This is a genomic window from Pantoea folii (genome assembly GCF_056678875.1).
Genome location: NZ_JBWXON010000001.1, coordinates 444,992 through 462,929 on the forward strand (window position 1 = coordinate 444,992; position 17,938 = coordinate 462,929).

Annotated in this window: 19 protein-coding genes; 7 read left to right on the top strand and 12 right to left on the bottom strand. The window is 50.6% G+C overall.

What is annotated here, in order from left to right; all coding sequences use genetic code 11:
- Positions 1-212: 212 nt before the first annotated feature.
- On the top strand, positions 213-1,850 hold the full coding sequence (locus tag AC1MDE_RS02175) for a methyl-accepting chemotaxis protein (protein WP_479401710.1): 1,638 nt from the start codon (positions 213-215) through the stop codon (positions 1,848-1,850).
- 71 nt (positions 1,851-1,921) lie between these two features.
- A complete protein-coding gene (locus AC1MDE_RS02180; protein WP_479401711.1) occupies positions 1,922-3,124 on the top strand; it encodes an MFS transporter in 1,203 nt (400 codons plus the stop codon).
- Positions 3,125-3,194: 70 nt separating this feature from the next.
- On the opposite strand, the gene AC1MDE_RS02185 is transcribed toward AC1MDE_RS02180, so the two are convergent.
- The 4 genes from AC1MDE_RS02185 to fliD form a co-directional block, all read right to left on the bottom strand.
- Positions 3,195-3,530, bottom strand: a complete 336-nt coding sequence (locus AC1MDE_RS02185) for an SRPBCC family protein (RefSeq protein WP_268153037.1) — start codon at positions 3,528-3,530, stop codon at positions 3,195-3,197.
- On the bottom strand, positions 3,527-3,841 hold the full coding sequence (locus AC1MDE_RS02190; protein ID WP_034822684.1) for an ArsR/SmtB family transcription factor: 315 nt from the start codon (positions 3,839-3,841) through the stop codon (positions 3,527-3,529). The genes AC1MDE_RS02185 and AC1MDE_RS02190 overlap by 4 nt, the downstream gene beginning before the upstream one ends.
- 25 nt (positions 3,842-3,866) lie before the next feature.
- Entirely contained in the window at positions 3,867-4,475 is a 609-nt protein-coding gene (locus AC1MDE_RS02195; RefSeq protein WP_058961223.1) for an ATP-dependent Clp protease proteolytic subunit, read from the bottom strand.
- A 146-nt stretch (positions 4,476-4,621) separates the two neighbouring features.
- On the bottom strand, positions 4,622-6,040 hold the full coding sequence (fliD, locus tag AC1MDE_RS02200; protein WP_058961221.1) for a flagellar filament capping protein FliD: 1,419 nt from the start codon (positions 6,038-6,040) through the stop codon (positions 4,622-4,624).
- A gap of 340 nt (positions 6,041-6,380) precedes the next feature.
- Between fliD and licT the strand changes: the two genes are divergently transcribed.
- Complete coding sequence (gene licT, locus AC1MDE_RS02205) at positions 6,381-7,244, top strand: BglG family transcription antiterminator LicT (protein WP_058961220.1); 864 nt, start codon at positions 6,381-6,383, stop codon at positions 7,242-7,244.
- Positions 7,245-7,274: 30 nt separating this feature from the next.
- Here licT and AC1MDE_RS02210 read toward each other — a convergent pair whose 3' ends face one another.
- The 4 genes from AC1MDE_RS02210 to AC1MDE_RS02225 form a co-directional block, all read right to left on the bottom strand.
- Positions 7,275-8,669 carry a glycoside hydrolase family 1 protein gene (locus tag AC1MDE_RS02210; protein ID WP_480344174.1) on the bottom strand — a complete coding sequence of 465 codons (1,395 nt, stop codon included), beginning with the start codon at positions 8,667-8,669 and terminating at the stop codon, positions 7,275-7,277.
- Positions 8,670-8,684: 15 nt separating this feature from the next.
- The gene (gene bglF / locus AC1MDE_RS02215) at positions 8,685-10,553 is read right to left on the bottom strand and encodes a PTS beta-glucoside transporter subunit IIABC (protein ID WP_479400009.1); all 1,869 of its coding nucleotides are present in this window, start codon (positions 10,551-10,553) and stop codon (positions 8,685-8,687) included.
- 205 nt (positions 10,554-10,758) lie between these two features.
- Positions 10,759-11,481, bottom strand: a complete 723-nt coding sequence (locus AC1MDE_RS02220) for a YoaK family protein (RefSeq protein ID WP_058961215.1) — start codon at positions 11,479-11,481, stop codon at positions 10,759-10,761.
- A 134-nt stretch (positions 11,482-11,615) separates the two neighbouring features.
- Positions 11,616-12,218 (bottom strand): LuxR C-terminal-related transcriptional regulator, encoded by a 603-nt coding sequence (locus AC1MDE_RS02225; protein ID WP_082678133.1) that lies wholly within the window; start codon positions 12,216-12,218, stop codon positions 11,616-11,618.
- A gap of 198 nt (positions 12,219-12,416) precedes the next feature.
- Here AC1MDE_RS02225 and AC1MDE_RS02230 point away from each other — a divergent pair, with 198 nt between their 5' ends.
- The gene (locus tag AC1MDE_RS02230; protein WP_072016973.1) at positions 12,417-12,602 is read left to right on the top strand and encodes a con-10 family general stress protein; all 186 of its coding nucleotides are present in this window, start codon (positions 12,417-12,419) and stop codon (positions 12,600-12,602) included.
- Between the two features lie 41 nt (positions 12,603-12,643).
- Here the strand turns inward: AC1MDE_RS02230 and lepB are convergent, their stop codons facing one another.
- The gene (gene lepB, locus AC1MDE_RS02235) at positions 12,644-13,579 is read right to left on the bottom strand and encodes a signal peptidase I (RefSeq protein ID WP_058961212.1); all 936 of its coding nucleotides are present in this window, start codon (positions 13,577-13,579) and stop codon (positions 12,644-12,646) included.
- 225 nt (positions 13,580-13,804) lie between these two features.
- On the opposite strand from lepB, the gene AC1MDE_RS02240 reads away from it, so the two are divergent.
- Positions 13,805-14,056: a hypothetical protein gene (locus tag AC1MDE_RS02240; RefSeq protein ID WP_034822671.1), complete on the top strand. Its 252-nt coding sequence runs from the start codon at positions 13,805-13,807 to the stop codon at positions 14,054-14,056.
- A 69-nt stretch (positions 14,057-14,125) separates the two neighbouring features.
- Here the strand turns inward: AC1MDE_RS02240 and AC1MDE_RS02245 are convergent, their stop codons facing one another.
- Together AC1MDE_RS02245 and AC1MDE_RS02250 are read right to left on the bottom strand one after the other, a co-directional pair.
- Positions 14,126-14,251 (bottom strand): hypothetical protein, encoded by a 126-nt coding sequence (locus tag AC1MDE_RS02245; protein WP_255492405.1) that lies wholly within the window; start codon positions 14,249-14,251, stop codon positions 14,126-14,128.
- A 263-nt stretch (positions 14,252-14,514) separates the two neighbouring features.
- The gene (locus AC1MDE_RS02250) at positions 14,515-14,733 is read right to left on the bottom strand and encodes a hypothetical protein (RefSeq protein WP_480344281.1); all 219 of its coding nucleotides are present in this window, start codon (positions 14,731-14,733) and stop codon (positions 14,515-14,517) included.
- Between the two features lie 231 nt (positions 14,734-14,964).
- On the opposite strand from AC1MDE_RS02250, the gene AC1MDE_RS02255 reads away from it, so the two are divergent.
- On the top strand, positions 14,965-15,162 hold the full coding sequence (locus tag AC1MDE_RS02255) for a hypothetical protein (protein ID WP_058961208.1): 198 nt from the start codon (positions 14,965-14,967) through the stop codon (positions 15,160-15,162).
- Positions 15,163-15,951, top strand: coding sequence for a hypothetical protein (locus AC1MDE_RS02260; RefSeq protein WP_058961206.1), 789 nt, complete (start codon positions 15,163-15,165; stop codon positions 15,949-15,951).
- On the opposite strand, the gene AC1MDE_RS02265 is transcribed toward AC1MDE_RS02260, so the two are convergent.
- Entirely contained in the window at positions 15,943-17,715 is a 1,773-nt protein-coding gene (locus tag AC1MDE_RS02265; RefSeq protein WP_480344175.1) for a sensor domain-containing phosphodiesterase, read from the bottom strand. The genes AC1MDE_RS02260 and AC1MDE_RS02265 overlap by 9 nt on opposite strands.
- Positions 17,716-17,938: the final 223 nt, after the last annotated feature.

Genomic DNA, 17,938 nt, shown 5'->3' on the forward strand with positions numbered 1-17,938 from the left:
TTTCTGAATCTGTCGCACAACATATTTCACTGGATCTATTTAAGATCGTGAGAATGGCTAAAAATGTTGCGCCTTCGCTACGTATGATTTGATCTCCATCACCGTGCAATAAAAAATAATTAACTAAATCTCGCATTCTGCCGATGGTTATTAATCTGCCCTATTCCCTGATTTTCCTGAACCAGGGGTGCTTTTAGATTAAGGATAATTAGATGAACATCTCCCAGCGTCTCTTGCTGACCCTTTCCATGTTGTTTGGCGCCATCATCCTGCAGGCGATTCTTGCACTCTCGCTACTGTCAGGATTTCAGGACCGTTTTGAATTTGTGCAAACCAACGCCATTCCTTCGATTAAGGACATCGGCAAATTGATCGACCAAAGTAACCAGCTGGCCATTACGCTGTACAAACACCAGAGCCAGATTCACGACAGCAACATGCCTGCCGTAGAAAAACAGATCGATGAGCAAATCAATGGACTGAAAGCGCTGACCGATTACTACATGGCGAACGATATTTCAAATGAGGAAGACAAACGCCTGACTAATGTCGCTTTTGATAATATCCAGCGCGTTGCATCGCAGTTACCTGCATTTCTCACAGCGTCACGTGCTCACCAGAATGAAGTGAGCCTGAGTTTGCTGGAAGGAGATAGTGGTGTGGGTGCCGCCATTCGTCAGATGATCGCTGATTTTCAAACTCAGTTGGCACTCAATATTACTGCGGGCGACGCATTGCGCGCCACCAATCAAAGCACCTTCCATTTTGTCTTTTGGGCCACCGTTGCAGGTGTCGCGGCGACAGTGGTGATCTTCGGTCTGTTCTCGCTGTTTACCGTGATGCGTATTCGCCGCAGTTTGGGCGCGGTAGGCAAGGTCATGCTGACAGCCAGCGAGAACCTCGATCTGACTTTAAGCGCCGATGAGAGCCGGCGAGATGAAGTGGGCAATATGGCACACTCCTTCAATATTTTGATGCAGCGCGTCTCTGAAGCCCTCTCTTCAGTGCGTAAAGCGTCTCAGTCCGTGAGCAGCGCTTCGGTGCAGATTTCAGCGGGCAATGAAGATCTCTCTTCACGCACCGAACAGCAAGCGGCATCGCTGGAGCAAACGGCTGCCAGCATGACGGAACTCAGTGAGACGGTGCGCCAAACGGCGGACAACACCCATCAGGCGAGCCAGCTGGCAGCCAATGCCAGCGCGCTGTCAGAGAAAAATGGAACCTCGCTCACCACCATGCTGTCGACCATGGACGAGATTCGTGGCAGCTCGCGCAAAGTGACTGAGATTGTCTCGATCATAGAAGGTATCGCTTTCCAGACCAACATTCTGGCCTTGAACGCGGCGGTTGAAGCAGCGCGCGCCGGTGAACACGGTAAAGGCTTTGCGGTGGTTGCCGGTGAAGTGCGTAGCCTGTCTCAGCGCTCAAGCAACGCAGCGCGCGAGATCAAAGTGCTGATTGAGGAATCTCATCGTTTAACCGAATCGGGTGCCACGCAAGCCAGTGATGTGGGCCGCAATATGGACGTGATGAATGATGCCATTCACCAGGTGAGTCAACTGGTGAGTGAGATCGCTGCGGCTGCCGTGGAGCAGAGCCAGGGCATCGTTCAGGTGCAGCAAGCGGTTAATCAGATGGATGATGTTACCCAGCAGAACGCCGCCCTTGTGGAACAAGCCGCGGCCGCTTCGCAATCGCTGCAAGAGCAGGCGGGTAACCTGAATCAGCTGGTCGGTAAATTCCATGTCAGCGATGTCATTGACGTTCCACAGACCATCATCCGAACGCCATCGCACCCCAAGCCACAGCGTTTAGCGGTGGTTAATGACGCCGACTGGCAGAGTTTTTAATCACTGCTTCTCCCCGCGTCGCGCACGCGGGGAGCCTTTCTGTTACCCTTTCCGATAATTTATGGATGGGGATGAATATGGATTTACAGCAACAGCTACGCGGTAAATGGGCGATCTACGGCCTGATGTTTTTACCCGGTTTCACCTGGGCTTCGTGGGTGAGTCGTACACCTTACATGCGCGATATTCTGCATGCTTCCACGGAAATGATGGGCATGATCCTGTTCGGCTTTTCCTGTGGCTCAATGCTGTGCGTTCTGCTGGCAGGAAAACTCATCACCCACTTTGGCACTAGCCGTGTCATGCGTTATGGCTTTGTGCTGCTGTTGAGTGGCGTCGCAGTCATGTTAGCTGCCCTTCTACTGCACAGCGCGTACGGTGTCTTCGCCAGCCTGGTGTTACTGGGCGGAGGGACAGCGTTAATCGATGTCGTGATAAACGTTGAAGGCGCAGCGTTTGAGCGTCTGATTGGCAAATCGATCATGACCACCATTCACGGCTTCTTTAGCTTTGGCACGCTGATTGGCGCGCTGTCAGGACTTGCCATGACGGCAGTTGATGTCAGCATCACCTGGCACTTTGCCTTCGTGGTGCTGGCGAACCTGCTGATTGTCTCCGCAGCCCTGCGTCATTTACCCGCCACCAGCGACAGCGAACGACATGAACAGGCGCACAGCGGCGGTTTCCTCGCTCAGGTCGGACGCGAGCTGCGCGATCGCCAACTGCTGATCCTTGGGGTGGTGATTTTGGCGATGGCGCTGGCAGAAGGTTCTGCCAATGACTGGCTGCCGTTACTGATGATCGATGGTCATAATCTCAATCACACGCAAAGCACGCTGGTGTACGCGGGTTTCACTGCGGGCATGACGGTGGGTCGTTTCCTCGGCGGATATGTGGTGGATCGCCTGGGCCGTGTACTGGTATTACGCGCCAGCGCATTCTCAGCCGCCCTGGGTCTGGCGATGGTGATTTTCTCCAACAACCAGTGGCTGGCGGCAGCGGCGGTGTTGTTCTGGGGAATTGGCGCTTCGCTTGGCTTCCCACTGACCGTCTCCGCTGCGGGCGATGGCAAAAACAGCGCGATTCGCGTGACCATCGCCGCAACGCTTGGTTATCTGGCCTTTCTGGTGGGACCGCCAGGACTGGGGTTTATTGGTGAACACGCGGGTCTGCGCATGGCGATGTTGCCGGTGCTGGTGATGGTGCTGCTGGCGTTAGTTTGTGCGGGCGCGGCAGGATCTCGTGATGCGAATAAGGCTGATCAACCCGTGTAAAGCTGGCGGCCTTCGGGCCGCCAGAAATGTACGTTTGGGAATAAGGCGCGCTAAAAAAATTAGCCCGAGGCTATGCCGCCAGCATCAATCGACCATTTTCATCATTTGCGGCCTGCAAGTGCAGATCAGCAAGGCGATGGACGATAGTCAATCGGGTGCCACCCGCGTCATCGGGCGCGATTAGAAACGTCACGTCACTCTTCAGGTAAGGTGGTGCGTCATCACGTAACCGGTAACGGATCGATTTTCCAGGATCGCTGGCAATAGGTTCAGCCTGCGTTAATACGGCGTTGGGTAGCCAGGCTTCCCGGTACTCCGCAATACTGATAGCGCGCCACACTTTCTCCGGCGGCGCATCCAGTTGATACTCTTGTACCAGTTCGTTTGATTTTTCGGCTTTACTCATTGGTCCATATCCTTCAGCAAACTTTTCAGGGCATCAATGCGTGTCGGCCAAAACGCGCGATATTTGGCTAGCCAGTTGACCAGAAACGTCATGCCAACCGGGTCGACTTCATAGTTCACAAAGCGCCCTTGCCGCTCTTCACGCACCAGCCCCGCACCCCGTAACACCGCGAGATGTTGAGACATCGCCGATTGGCTGATCTCCATCCCGTCGCGCAATGCCGTGGCATTCATGCGCCCCACCGACAGCTTTTCAAATATGGCACGGCGGGTCGGATCCGCCAGTGCTTTGAATATCGCATTTTCAATCATACTGATGACATTAGCACTGGCTTATTTAAGCAGCAAGATAATGCGCAGCGATCTCTTGCTCGGTGACGATCACTTTCGACACCAAACCGTATTCCACCGCCTGCTCCGCACTCAACCAGAAATCACGCTGAGTATCTTGCTCAATCCTCTCAATCGCCTGCCCGGTGGCATCCGCGAAAATATGATTGAGGCGATTTTTCATGCGCACGATTTCATTGCTGTAAATCTGCATATTGCTGGCGGGGCCTTGCATGCCGCCGGAAGGCTGATGCAGAAGGAAGCGGGTGTTGGGCAACGCATAGCGATTTGCTTTGTTGGCGGCAACATAAATCAACGCACCTGCGCTGGCCACACAACCAGAACCAATCAGGATCACTTCGGGTGTGATAAAGCGTATGGCATCAAAAATCATATCGCCCGATTCAGCATGACCGCCAGGAGAGTTGATGAAGATCGTGATCGGTCGATCGCTGAGAGCGGCGAGGATGTGCAGATGCTGAACCACCTCTTTGGCCATTTTTTCATCCACGGTGCCGGTAATGAAAATCTTGCGTGCGTTGATCAGATGTTCCATCAGCGATGGGTTAAGTGGCGGTGCTGCCGGTTCAGAAGGTTCGGTGTTACTGTCGCGCATGGAATCACTCCGCAAAAGATAGGGACACCAGACACATTAGCACTTACTTATCCATTAGGCGAATATGATGCAACGTCAATCGATGACGATGTTAATCAGTAGGGCACCGAAAAGTGCCCTGACACGCCGCTATTGGCGGGGAATAATTATTTTTTGCTGTTGCTGCTGGTCATATTATCAAACTGCTGTGTGAGATAGTTGCTGGTGCTATTCAGTACGCTGACCACTTTATCCAGATTGGTGAACTGAGTTTTGTAGCGTGCGATTTTGTCATCAATGCGTTTACTGGTGGTGTTGTACTGATCGGTCAGCTGGTTCAGTTTTTTACTGATGCTGTCCGTCGCCCCCTGAATCACGCCTTTACTGCTGAGAAACGCGGTAAAAGTGGTATCCAATACCGTGCTGACGCCGGTTTTCTTACCATCGCCGGTGTACATATCACGAATGGCGTCAGGCCTGACTTTCAGTGCACTGGAAAGTTTGTCCGCATCCAGCTTCAATTTCCCATCGGTGGGATCAGTGGTAATACCCGCCTGGCTGAGCGTTTTGTAAACTCCCGAACCAGAGGCGTTGGCAAGAATGCTCTTTAACTGGGTCTGGATGTTACGCAGCGTGCCGTCACCCAGCAGTGCACCGTTTTTGCTGTCCGGTTCTTTACCCGCATCCACCGCTGTGTAGCGGGTAAGATTGCCCATCGTATCTTGCAGCGAATTGTAGGCATTCACCCAATCGGTGATGGCGCTTTTCGCCTTGCTGGTGTCAGCGCTGACGGTCAACGTCTGAGTGCCGGTCGTCTGATCGTTCAGCTTGAGCGTAATCCCTTCCACGGCGTCTTCAATGGTGTTGCTGCTGCTTTGAATTGCCACATTGTTGACGGTCAGGCTGGCATTTTGCGCTTCCACACTCTGAACCATGTGACTGTTAGCTTGATCGGATTTATCAAATCCAACAAAACCGTGCAGCGTATCATCACCCGTTACGCTTAAAGAGGTCACTGCGTGGTCGGTTCCCGTCGCCTTCGAGGTTAATGACAGACGGTATTCTGTTCCTGACACTTTGATCAAACTGGCGCTGATCCCCACATCGGACTTATTAATGGTGTCACGCAGCGCTGTCAGGGATGTCTGATCTTTGGTTAACGAAATGCTCTTCTCTTTGCCATCCGCAGTGACAAATTTCAGGGTACGCGATGCCGCATCGCTGCCTAAAGCCGCTTTGACATCGGTTTTCGCATCGCTGGTCAGCGTTTGCGATTGCGCCAGATGATCCACGCTGATGGTGTATTTTCCTGCCAGCGCGCTGCCATTGGTATCCGCGCTAAATGCACTCGAACTGGAAGTGGTACTGGTCGCGGTATAGAGACTCGCATCCTTTAATTTGGTGTTAGCCGTCTGAAAAGCCTGAATCGCGGTTTTAAGTGTGCCGTAAGCAGAAAGCTTCGCCGTGGCGGCAGATTGCTGCTTCGAAATCGGTGTCAGTGACTGTTTTTCAGCGGCGGTCAGCTTATCCAAAATGGTACTTAAACCCAGTCCTGAACCCACACCTAAAGTTGAAATCCCGGCCATGTACGTAACTCCTGTTATTTTGACGTTACGGTACTATCGGCGACTTAACGCAAACCTTTAAGAAAACCTGATCATTTCTTTACTATTTCCTTACGAATATCCTTACAGTTTGCACAACATCAGTGCAGACGCGGCTTCAGGGGCCATTGCCCTGTTTTTCCTCCATCACTTCGCGACGCAATAAAACATGATGTGTCTCACATTTAACGGTCAGTATGCTTGTCGGAATCACAGAGCGGCTTATGATCACGCCAGATTGTTACTGCGCACAAACGCAGGCAAAACCTGACACGCCGCCCTCCCGGTGGGTCAGGTTTTTTCTTTTTCAGGGCTGATAAAAATGAAAATCGCGAAGATCCTCAATAACAATGTCGTGGTCGTACTGGGCGAGAACGGCAAAGAACAGGTCGTGATGGGTCGCGGGCTGGCTTTTCAGAAGCGTGTGGGCGATGCGCTGGATGCGCAGCAGATTGAAAAAGTCTTCGCACTGCAGAGTGACACCCTGACAGGAAGGCTAAGCGAGTTGCTTTCTGATATCCCGCTGGAAGTCATCACAACCAGCGAGTTAATCATCGCCAGCGCACGTCAACAGTTGGGTCAGCCGCTGCATGAGAGCCTCTCGATTGCGCTGTGCGATCACTGCCATTTCGCGATTGAACGCCATCAGCAAGGCATTCCGATTCGTAATGTATTGAAGTGGGAGATCAAAACGCTCTACCCCAAAGAGTTCGCGATTGGCATGGAAGCACTGGCCTTGATCAACAAACGCCTCGGGGTGGCGTTGCCTGACGATGAAGCAGGCTTTATCGCCCTGCACTTAGTCAACGCGCAACTGGGCAGCAACTTTGCCGATGTCTCTCATGTGACGCAATTTATGCAGGAGATTTTGCATATCGTGAAGTATCGGTTGCAGCTGGATTACCGCACCGACAGCCTGAGCTATAACCGCTTCGTTAACCATTTGAAGTTTTTTGCCCAGCGCATGCTGGGCAAACGCGGCGTGTGCAGTGAAGATGAGTCATTGCATGATGTGGTGCGCGACAAATATCCGATTGCTTATCAATGCGCGGTGAAGATCGACAGCCATATCCAGCAAAAATATCTCTATGCCCTCTCGGCGGAAGAGCGCATGTTTCTCACCATCCATATTGAGCGAGTTCGCAAAGAGACATTAGCGTTGCAGGAAGATGCCGACGAGGCGTAAAAACGGGCGCCAGCACGCCCGTTAGCGGGTTTATTTCAATGCCGCGCCGTGGCTACGGATCACATCCTGATACCAGAAGAAGCTCTTTTTACGCGAGCGTTCCAGCGTGCCGTTGCCCGCATCATCACGATCAACGTGAATGAAACCGTAACGCTTCGAGAACTCGGCTTTAGAGGCGCTGACCAGGTCAATCGCTCCCCAGCAGGTGTAGCCCATCACTTCCACACCATCCTCAATCGCTTCCCGCACCTGCACTAAGTGATCATTGAGATACTGGATGCGGTAATCGTCATTGATGCTGCCATCGGCCTCAACCACATCTTTGGCACCCAGGCCATTTTCCACAATAAATAGCGGCTTCTGATAACGGTCGTACAAGATGTTAAGCAGAATACGCAGACCTTCCGGATCAATCTGCCATCCCCACTCTGAGCTGGCGAGATGCGGATTCGGCACCATCGACAAGATATTACCCTGCGCTTTCTGGTTCTCTTCTTCATTGGTGGTGACGCAACCGGTCATGTAATAACTGAAGGAGATGTAATCCACAGTGTTGCGCAGGTCGCGTTTGTCCTCATCCGTGATGCTGACGGTGATTCCGCGATCGGCGAAGAAGCGTTTCATGTAAGCCGGATAGGCACCGCGCACCTGCACATCACCAAAGAATAACCACTCGCGATTCTGCTGCAACGTTTCCAACACATCGGCAGGACGGCAGCTGAGCGGATAGAGCAACGCACCCAGCAGCATGTTGCCGATCTTACCGTCCTTAACAATCTCATGGCAGGCTTGTACGGCGCGGCCGCTTGCCACCAGCTGATGATGAATCGCCTGATAGATCGCCTGTTGATCGCTCTCTTCCGGTAGTCCAACGCCAGTAAAGGGCGCATGCAATGACATGTTGATTTCATTGAACGTCAGCCACAGCTTCACTTTATGCTGGAAGCGAGTGAATACCGCGCGCGCATAGCGTTCAAAACAATCAATAGTGATGCGATTGCCCCAGCCGCCGTATTTTTTGATCAAACCGTATGGCATTTCGTAATGTGACAACGTCACTAGCGGAGTGATGTTGTACTTTGCCATCTCATCAAACAAACGATCGTAAAAGGCCAACCCCTCCTCGTTTGGCTGAGCTTCGTCTCCCTGCGGGAAAATACGCGTCCATGCAATCGAGGTGCGCAGAACGGTAAAGCCCATCTCTGCGAACAGCTTGATGTCTTCCGGGAAGCGATGATAGAAATCAATCGCCGTGTCTTTGATGCCAAAATCATTGCCGCTGCGTTCAACGCGCGCGCCAAAAATACCTTTGGGTTGCAGATCCGAGGTCGATAGCCCTTTACCGCCCTCCTGCCAGGCGCCTTCCACCTGATTGGCGGCCACGGCGCCACCCCATAAAAATGCATCCGGGAAACGTGTAGTCATTTACTTGCTCCTTGGTTATTTCAGCACGGCCAGCAGCGGCGAGCCTTCACTCACTGCGCTGTTGTTCAGGGTTATTACATCAATAAATTCATCGCTGTTGCTCACCAGCACCGGTGTGGTGAGGTCGAATCCAGCGTTTTTGATCGCCTCGATATCAAACTCCAATAGCACATCGCCCACTTTCACTGGCTGATCGTTTTGTACCTGAGGATGGAAATATTGCCCGTCGAGTTTGACGGTATCGAGTCCAACATGAATCAGCACTTCCGCGCCTTGATCTGACGTCAGGCCAATCGCATGTCCGGTGCGGAACATGGAGGAAACTACGCCATTGACCGGCGATACTACACGGCCCCCGTGCGGCAGAATGGCCGCGCCCTTGCCGAGTAAACCGCTGGCGAAAGTTTCATCTTTGACTTTATCCAGCGGCAATACGTCACCCGCAATCGGGCTCACCACGCTTTCACGGCGCGTTAATGTCGCAGGCGCGGGAACGGCAACGGGTTCAGCCACAGCGGGTTGTGGCGCTGACTCTCGTAAACCAAACACATAGGTCATGGCACAGGCGAAAACTAACGCGACCGCCGCACCGGCAAAGGACGCCAGCACGCTGGCATCAATACCCGTGCTGGGCACGACCTGAATAAACGTGAAAATACTGGGGAAGCCAAAGGAGTAAATGGTGGTGTGCCAGAAGCCCAGAATGGCGGCACCCAGCGCGCCACCGATACAGCCGAAGATAAACGGACGACGACGTGGCAGCGTAACGCCATACACTGCGGGTTCAGTGATACCAAAAATGCTGGCAGTGAATGCCGAGCCAGCCATCGCTTTGAGTTTGATATCACGCGTGCGCAGGAAGATCCCCAATGTCGCGCCCGCCTGTCCTAATACCGCCGGCATCAGTAATGGCAGTAAGGTATCGTGACCGAAGTTGGCCAGATTGTTGAGCATGATCGGCACCAGTCCCCAGTGCAAACCAAATATCACACAGATTTGCCAGATGGCGCCCATCACCGCACCTGCAACCATGGGGCTGAGGCTGTAAATCCACAGATAGCCCTCCGCCAGCAAGCGGCTGAGCCAGGTGGCTGCCGGGCCAATCGCCAGAAAAGTGAGCGGTACGGTGATTAGCAAGCACACCAGCGGCGTAGTGAAGTTACGCACCGCACCGGGTGAACGCGGATGTACCCAACGCTCAATCAGGCTTGAGACCCACGCAGCAAAGATAATCGGGATCACCGAGGAGCTGTAATTGAGTATTTCCAGCGGGATGCCGACAAAGGTCAGTGGCTTTCCTGCCTGCTGCTGTTGCATCGCTTCAAGTATCAACGGATGTACCAGCGCTGCGGCAATCGCCATGCTGACAAAGGGGTTACCGCCAAATTTTTTCCCGGCGCTGTAGCCGAGCAGAATCGGCAGGAAATAGAACAGGCCATCGCTGGCGACAAACAACACTTTGTAGCTGCCGCTGCTCGCGTCCATCACACCGAGCACCAGCGCCAACGCCAGCAGTCCCTTGATGATGCCTGTCGCAATCATCACACCAATAAAGGGTGTAAAAATGCCGGAAACCAGATCGATAAAACGGGCAAACAGGTTTTGTGGCGTAGTGTCCTCCACGTTATCGGCATGATCGAGGGCATAGCGTGCCGTTAACGCGCGGTAGACCTCCGCAACCTGGTTGCCGATCACCACCTGATACTGTCCCCCGCTCTCCACCACCATGATCACGCCTGGGTTATTTTTCAACTCGGCGGTATGCGCTTTTTGGCTCTCTTTTAATTTGAAGCGCAGGCGCGTTGCGCAGTGCATCACGCTGATAATGTTATCTTTTCCCCCCACGCCAGCCACAATGTCATCTGCCAGTTCCTGATATTGCATCTTCCTTTCTCCTGCAAAACGCCTCGAATTTCGCGCAAAAAAAAACCTGAGGCGCGCCCTCTGCTATCGAGAAAGGGCGCGCCTCAGGTTTTGCCTGCCGAACAGTAACAATCCTTAACGCTGGTTATCTTGCTTAGCATTGCCAAAAAGTAGCAAGCAGTTTTCAAAAATCGCGCTGAAATATGTGAAGCGCGTCAATCATTGTTCAGGAGTGCAGCGCATGCCCGGCACGTTGTAATGCTGACAAAGCGAGGGCAGATAGCATCACACCAATCAAAATTAACAGTTTATAGCTCAGCGCGTTCAGCAGCAGAATACCCAGCACGCCGCCGAACAGGAATGCCATCACCGTGAAGAAGTGCAGTTTTAAACGCTCGATATAGAGCGGCGCATCTTTCGGGGATTCTTTACGGCGTAGCACATCAAACAACATGGCCAATTCAATGCCAATGTCGGTAGCGGTACCGGAGACATGGGTGGTGCGCACGCGTGCGTTGGAAATCCGGGTCACCACGGCGTTTTGTAATCCCATCAAAAAACTCAAACTGAGCACCAGCAATACGCCCGATTCACTAAAGCTGAACCAACTCTCAATGACGCCCAGCGCGAATAATGCCACGCCTTCCAGCAGGATGTTGATGGCATAAATCCCGCGAATTTGTCGCCTGCGTCCGGAGTTGATAATCAGGGTCGAGACAGAAGAACCCGCTATAAAGAGCAGCACGATGAGCAGGAAGAACAATCCGACATGCAGATTTGCTTTCGCCAGATGATCGGAAAGTGACGAGACGTTGCCCGTCATGTTGGCAGAGAAAAAACCGACGGTTTCAAATGCAGCTGTGTTCAGCGCGCCCGCCACAGCCGCCAGCGTGCAGGCGAGTCGGGTATCCGTATTAAAAGTGCGCGTGTTTTCGGAGGTGATCAGCATGGCTATTCCCGGCCCTGGCAAAGGGGAATATCTTCCTCCTGCGGGCCGGAATTCTCAAGCCTCAGGCAAAAAGCACCCTTTACTGACCGGGCATAACAGGGAGTTATGAGCAAGGGATACAGTCAGTAGAGGTATTAATCGACATGGGTTCGATTAAACCCGTATTGCGTAAGCCGTTGATGAAACTGAACATTATTCTCACAATTCAGTTTAGTGTAAATCGATCGCTTATAGTGACTGATGGTTTTGTTATTCAGTCTGACACGCAAGGCAATGTCCTGCTGACTGCTGTATCGGGCAAGCCATTTCAGCATGTGAAATTCTTGCAGCGAGAGCGAAGGAACACGGCTGCGTGTTGATGTATGCGGTCTCTTCTCAGCAAGTGTACTGACGTTTTGAACAATGCTGGCTAATGAGGATCTTTTTGTCAGAAATAAAACCGAGTGAAATTCATGGGCAAGAAAATTAAGCAGCGCAGCATCATTAATGTCGGTCAGTACCAACACGCGGATACAAGGATAAAGTGCCTGCAACAGGCGTAAAAACGCATAGGAAGATTCAATATCATCCGCTTCGGTTTTTAACTCAATAATCATTACTTCGATAGATTGATCGATTAATATTTTTTTTGCATCACTTAAAGATGAGCATGATATGAATTGGTAACCTACAGATATTAATAACTTTTCTAAGCCAAATGCGGCCCAGAAATTGGCTTCAACACATAATATTTTCATGTTTATTACTTAAACAATTAAAAAACCATTTAATCGTGATTAGTGGCTATTTTAAATCGGACAACATTTCTTTTTTTGTGCGATAAAGACTACAAAATATTAATTATCCCGCGCTGGCGAAGCCGCAATCGCGCACTAAAATTATGGAGTGACTAGCTAGTCCTTATCTCTCACGGAACATTGATATGAGGTCTTCCTATGAAACAACAGAGCTACAGAGGCGGTGCAGGGAATTTTGCTAACGATCCGGCACGCGCAAGAGAAGCTGGCAAAGCGGGAGGCAAAGCCAGTGGAGGCAACTTCAGAAACGATCCTGAACGCGCCGTTGAAGCGGGTCGGAAAGGAGGTAAGATAAGTCGCCGTCCTCCAACAAAGTCTGAGTAAAGCGCTTTAGGATTTGTTCTGCCAGGGACTGGCATCTTCTCTTAATGGATCCGCCCGATGCGACCTGGCCTCAACCCCGTCGGCCACTGCCCTTCCTGTTTTTCCATACTAAATCCAATCGCCACCGCTTTGCCCACCAGATTACGCTCAGGGACAAAACCCCAATAGCGGCTGTCATAGCTGTTGTTACGATTATCTCCCATCATAAAATAGCTATCCGCCGGCACCACCCACTCTCCAGGCTGCTGACCTGGCTGATGGAAAAATGCCGATGCTGAAACAGTCAATTCAGGCTTCTGCAAAATGCGATGCGTCACCCCCGCCAGCGTTTCAGTGCCCATCAGTAGACGCTGTTCATCAGGCTTTTCCTCGCCAATCGGTCTGGCATAAAAGCCCGGATGCATTCCGGCAGTCTCGACGAATTCGCCCGCTTTGAGCGCACCGTAATGAATGGCTAGCGCAGGTGCACAAGATTGATGGTCCTGGCAAAAAGGGAAAATAGTGAGCTGTTGTGCGGCTGGATTGAATATGACTTTGTCACCGGGCAAACCAATAACTCTTTTAATGAACAACTGTGTTTCGTCCTGAGGAAACGTAAATATCGCAATATCACCACGTTTAGGGTGTCCGGTGGCAAGCAACGTTTTCTGATTGAATGGATTTCGAAGCCCGTATGAATATTTATCTGCCAGCACCCAGTCGCCGGTGAGGAGAGTTGGCATCATGGAACCAGAAGGAATGCGAAAAGGCTCCCAGCCAAAGGCCCGAACCAGTAACACGATGACCAGTAACGGAAAGAGCGATGCGGGCGTATCCAGCCAACTCGGGAGGCGCTGAGTTTTACCCTGCTGTATGAGCGAAGATTCTGCCTGGTTTTTCTCAACGGTGATGCGCGTCAAAGCCCAAAGCCTGTATGTCCAACTCAGGCCGCTAAAAACCACAGCAATGGCCAGTATCAGGGCGAAGATGTTCATCATAAGAGGGTTCCAGCGCTGCCGCGTTATTCATCCGCATCAATCATTGCGGCTCGTTAATTTGCGCCGTCAATATAAACCAAATGTTAGGTTATCGCTCTCCTATCTGTGCTTTACGGCTCGCTTAATATGATGCGAATGGTGAGGCTTGAGTTATAGGCTTTTCAATGCCATATTCTTTTCAATAATGTGGCTTGCTTAATCTACATAACTTAATAGGGAGTGATAATGTCCACCGAAGAGAGAATAAAGGAACTTGAAGAAACGGTTCAGCGTTTAAAAATCGAAACTGAGGTGTTGCGTGAACTGATGATTAAACAGGTCGCGGTGAATAACATCACCTTTAAAGGGAAATATGATGAAGTCATTATTAACATGGCTAAAGAGTATGAAGAGCGCGGACTGGAAGTTGACCGTAACCGAGCCATGCATGAAGCGATACGGCAATACATCAAAGATGATGCATCATCCAATGATTGAAATGCTGTACCGCAATAATACCCTTACAAATCACGAAAAAGAGCCGCTTCCGCGGCTCTGAATTGAGAATCAGATCATCGGTTTTTGATCATCAGGTAAATCACGATCGTCAGTCTCATCATCCTCTTCATCGGGTAAGGGTAAATCGTCGCCAGGCAGCGGCTTAACATCATCTGGATCTGGACGTTCTGACATATATACCTCCATTCACCCTGATTGGGTATAAGTAGTTTAGTGGGGTGATGATTGATACGGTGCAGAAAATAACCGATTTTGTGAATCAAGCGTAGGATATTTTATAAAATATTTTAACCACTAGAAAAGCTTACTTTATAAACTACATGCTTCGTTTATTTCGAAATTACAGGGTGATTAATCAACAATTTCAATTGATTAAGCACACCCTAAAATTAGAGAGATGTTTTTTAAATGTCGGGTGAGATTAATTCTCAGCGGGACTATTTATCCTGATAAGGATCATGCTTGTGATCTTTACTATCATCGCGCGTGCGCGGAATCTCTCCATGATCTTCAGGGTTGTCTTTTGCCGGATGGTCATCCTCTTCATACGCATTGCCGACATTGGGGGCGGCTTCGGGAAGTCCCTTATGCACATCCCCTTCTTTATTACGTTGTTCATTCGTATGATTTTCTTCATAATTAACCTCATATTTAATGTCTTTCTTATTGTAGTCTATTTTTAACGACAGGAAATGAATGCTGAACGTTTAAGCCAGTCATTATTAAAAGTGTTAAATTTTTCCGTTCACCTATGGTCTCGCTTACTTCAGCTTTTTAGACAGATTAATCCGTAAGTTCGAAAACACGCCTCTTATTCAAGTCACTAACCCAAATTCACATCGAAAAGTGTGCCATACTCTCGCTACCCAAATTAATTGGAACATAACATGTTTCACTTTGTTATCGCCCTCTTCAAGAGCCCTGAGTCATTGCTACAAGTGATGAGCCAGCAAGATATGAATGAATCCATTCAGGAGGGTGACAGGATCATTATTGATGAAGATGGCAACGCTTCGGTTAATCCGTTAAGTCCCAAAGTTCAGCGCGATTTTGCCCATCATGTCAAAACCTTGAAGGATATCTAAGTGGGAACGGCAATATTTATGGTGCTGATGGTGTGTGGCTATTGGTACACCAGCCGGGACATGTCGAGTCGGTTAAAAATAAAGCGTTCCTTTGGCTGGGATGTTTACTTTTTAATTGCCCTTTATGGTTGTATTTTTGTCTTACAGGGCGTGTTTGCCACCGGGATTGTCTGGCTGATATTACTCGCCGCTTCCGCAATCAATAATACTTTTGCACTTACCAGCCTGGTGCATGCCCGTTGGCATGTGGATTTTATGACCTGGAGCTTCCTGGGTATTCAGGCACCGGTCGTGATTATGCTCGCCTTTGCCGTGCTGTTTTGTGTGTATCGCTCAAACTGGGCTGGCAGCGCGCGATTAACCGCCAGCAGCCGCCGCGACCTCTATCAGCGATTGTCACGTTCGAACGGTATTGAACAGATGTTGTTGCAGTGTATGGAAGAAGGTGAGTTAGCCTGGATAACGCTAAAATCCCGACGCATCTACATTGGCATGATTCATGCCGCCACCTTCGAATATGCCAGCACGGCCAATATTGTATTAATACCGATGCTCAGCGGTTATCGCGATTCACGTACGTTGAATCTCGCCATTGAGCACAATTACAGCCGTTGGTACCATCAGCACCAAATTGATTTCATGTCGAAACCCAAAACAGCTTTAGCGTTTCGTAAAGTGATTATGGTGGAACAAATCGAGAGTCTGTCACTATTTGATCCCGCCAGCGCCAGTGCTCTGGCAATGGGTGAGGCAGGAACCGATGAAGTCAGGACAGACGCATCACCCTAACTTCCAGCGTAACCAATTATCCAGTTCGCTTTCAGGTAATGGGCGAGAATGAAAGAACCCCTGCGCCTGATCGCAACCGAACTCTTTTAACGCTTCGAGCGTCTCAATATTTTCCACGCCTTCCGCTAACACCACATAATCCAGTTCTTTGAGCATAGCGATAATGCTGCGGGTGATGATGCGTGACGCGGTATCCGTGGCAAGTCCGCCGACAATCGAACGGTCAAGTTTGACCACATCCAGAGGCATTTTTCGCAGATAACTGATATTGCTGTAACCGGTGCCGAAATCATCCAGCGCAATACCAAAACCGCGCAGTTTCAACATTTCCAGTCCCTTAATGGCCGCCGCGCTTTCGATGATGCGCTCAGTTTCCAGACACTCAATGCCGAGCAGATTCGTCGGCAGACGTGCCTTGATCATCTTATTCTCGAGCCTGTCAGCAAAACTTTCATGGATAAAGTCGCGCACGCTAACGTTCACGGTGACAGGCAACTGGATACCTTGCCCGTTGAGCCGTTTCAATCGCTCAATGGTTTTATCAATGACCCATTCGGTGATCTCTTGCAGCAACGTGGTTTGTTCCGCGAGCGGGATGAAAACTGAAGGAGAAAGTTCACCTCGGGTGGGATGGCGCCATCGGATCAGCGCTTCGAGCCCAATCGGTAAACCGCTGCTCAGACAGATTTTCGGCTGGAACACCAGATACAAGCCATGATTGTGCCGTACAGCAGTGGCCAGGTCGTTGACGAGAGTAAAGTCATCCGTTCGCCGCTCATCGTTTTCCTCACTGAAGTTCATACACGGGATCCCGCGACAAATGGCTTCATGCAAGGCGCTAACGGCTCGACGCAGCGCTTCCTGAGCGGAAATTTCTGACGGCGAAAAGAGGGTTTCACCGCTATGAGTCGCCAAATCGACCGATAAACCTTCGCCAATCTCGGCGCGTACGCCCTCCATGCGTCGCGCAACCCACTCGGCGCACAATGGACTTTCTTGTTGAGTTAATAGCGCAAACCGCCCGGTTGCCACGGTATAGAGCAGTTCATTTTTGCCGGGACGCAGACGTAGCGGCAGTAACGTTGCCATATCTTTGAGGAGCCCTTCGACAGGTGCCATGCCCAACGAACGCGCCAGCTCATAGGCTCGCGGCATATCGATGCAGTCGATCAACACCAGTCGATACCGCGTGTTATCACCCGCATTACGCAAGGCTTGCAGGTCTCTAATCAGTTGCTGTCGGTTAGGCAATCCTGTAACCAAATCGGTAAAACCGACAGAATGCCAGGCTTCAAGAAAGGAAATCACCAGCTGTGATAGCAACGTCATCGTCGCCAGCTTTTCAGCGCTAAAGGTATGTGGTTTGCTATCCACCACGCACAGCGTGCCTAAGACCAGCCCTTCCTGGCTCTTTAGTGGCACGCCCGCATAAAAGCGAACAAAAGGTTCACCTATAACAAAAGGATTGACGGAAAAACAGGCGTCCAGTTGGGTATCGGGCACCACCAGCGGCTGGTCCCCCTCGACCACGTACTGGCACAATGAATCGGCACGCAACGTTTCACCGACGTTAAAGTTGTGCGCAGCTTTGATGTATTGGAAATCATCGTCAAGGACAGAGATGAAACTGCTGGGAACATCCAGCGTTTTACTGACCAAATCAGTGAATTTACTCAGTACATCGTCACGGCAGATATCCGGATTACGAAGTGCCTGGAGCGTGATGCAGCCTGGCTTCAATTCGTTAGTTATGCTCATTTGCACTCGCCCATTCCATTGGCACGGATAGCAATGCTGAACTCAAAAGAATAACTTCATTATCATTAAGGAGAATATCCGCCATTTTGCGTCTATTTTGCTCATTATTAACTGGTGAATATCACCATATTATGCCCGCCATCACTGTTTGTCATGCTGAAATATCTTTACAAAAATCTTACATGAAAACTGAGTAAAGGTATCCTTCATCCCATTCAAGCGAGGCGTA

What these genes read in the sequence shown, in the direction of transcription:
- AC1MDE_RS02175 (WP_479401710.1), top strand. Translation starts at nt 213, where the DNA reads ATGAACATCTCCCAGCGTCTCTTGCTGACCCTTTCCATGTTGTTTGGC.
- AC1MDE_RS02180 (WP_479401711.1), top strand. Translation starts at nt 1,922, where the DNA reads ATGAATATGGATTTACAGCAACAGCTACGCGGTAAATGGGCGATCTAC.
- AC1MDE_RS02185 (WP_268153037.1), bottom strand. Translation starts at nt 3,530, where the DNA reads ATGAGTAAAGCCGAAAAATCAAACGAACTGGTACAAGAGTATCAACTG.
- AC1MDE_RS02190 (WP_034822684.1), bottom strand. Translation starts at nt 3,841, where the DNA reads ATGATTGAAAATGCGATATTCAAAGCACTGGCGGATCCGACCCGCCGT.
- AC1MDE_RS02195 (WP_058961223.1), bottom strand. Translation starts at nt 4,475, where the DNA reads ATGCGCGACAGTAACACCGAACCTTCTGAACCGGCAGCACCGCCACTT.
- fliD (WP_058961221.1), bottom strand. Translation starts at nt 6,040, where the DNA reads ATGGCCGGGATTTCAACTTTAGGTGTGGGTTCAGGACTGGGTTTAAGT.
- licT (WP_058961220.1), top strand. Translation starts at nt 6,381, where the DNA reads ATGAAAATCGCGAAGATCCTCAATAACAATGTCGTGGTCGTACTGGGC.
- AC1MDE_RS02210 (WP_480344174.1), bottom strand. Translation starts at nt 8,669, where the DNA reads ATGACTACACGTTTCCCGGATGCATTTTTATGGGGTGGCGCCGTGGCC.
- bglF (WP_479400009.1), bottom strand. Translation starts at nt 10,553, where the DNA reads ATGCAATATCAGGAACTGGCAGATGACATTGTGGCTGGCGTGGGGGGA.
- AC1MDE_RS02220 (WP_058961215.1), bottom strand. Translation starts at nt 11,481, where the DNA reads ATGCTGATCACCTCCGAAAACACGCGCACTTTTAATACGGATACCCGA.
- AC1MDE_RS02225 (WP_082678133.1), bottom strand. Translation starts at nt 12,218, where the DNA reads ATGAAAATATTATGTGTTGAAGCCAATTTCTGGGCCGCATTTGGCTTA.
- AC1MDE_RS02230 (WP_072016973.1), top strand. Translation starts at nt 12,417, where the DNA reads ATGAAACAACAGAGCTACAGAGGCGGTGCAGGGAATTTTGCTAACGAT.
- lepB (WP_058961212.1), bottom strand. Translation starts at nt 13,579, where the DNA reads ATGATGAACATCTTCGCCCTGATACTGGCCATTGCTGTGGTTTTTAGC.
- AC1MDE_RS02240 (WP_034822671.1), top strand. Translation starts at nt 13,805, where the DNA reads ATGTCCACCGAAGAGAGAATAAAGGAACTTGAAGAAACGGTTCAGCGT.
- AC1MDE_RS02245 (WP_255492405.1), bottom strand. Translation starts at nt 14,251, where the DNA reads ATGTCAGAACGTCCAGATCCAGATGATGTTAAGCCGCTGCCTGGCGAC.
- AC1MDE_RS02255 (WP_058961208.1), top strand. Translation starts at nt 14,965, where the DNA reads ATGTTTCACTTTGTTATCGCCCTCTTCAAGAGCCCTGAGTCATTGCTA.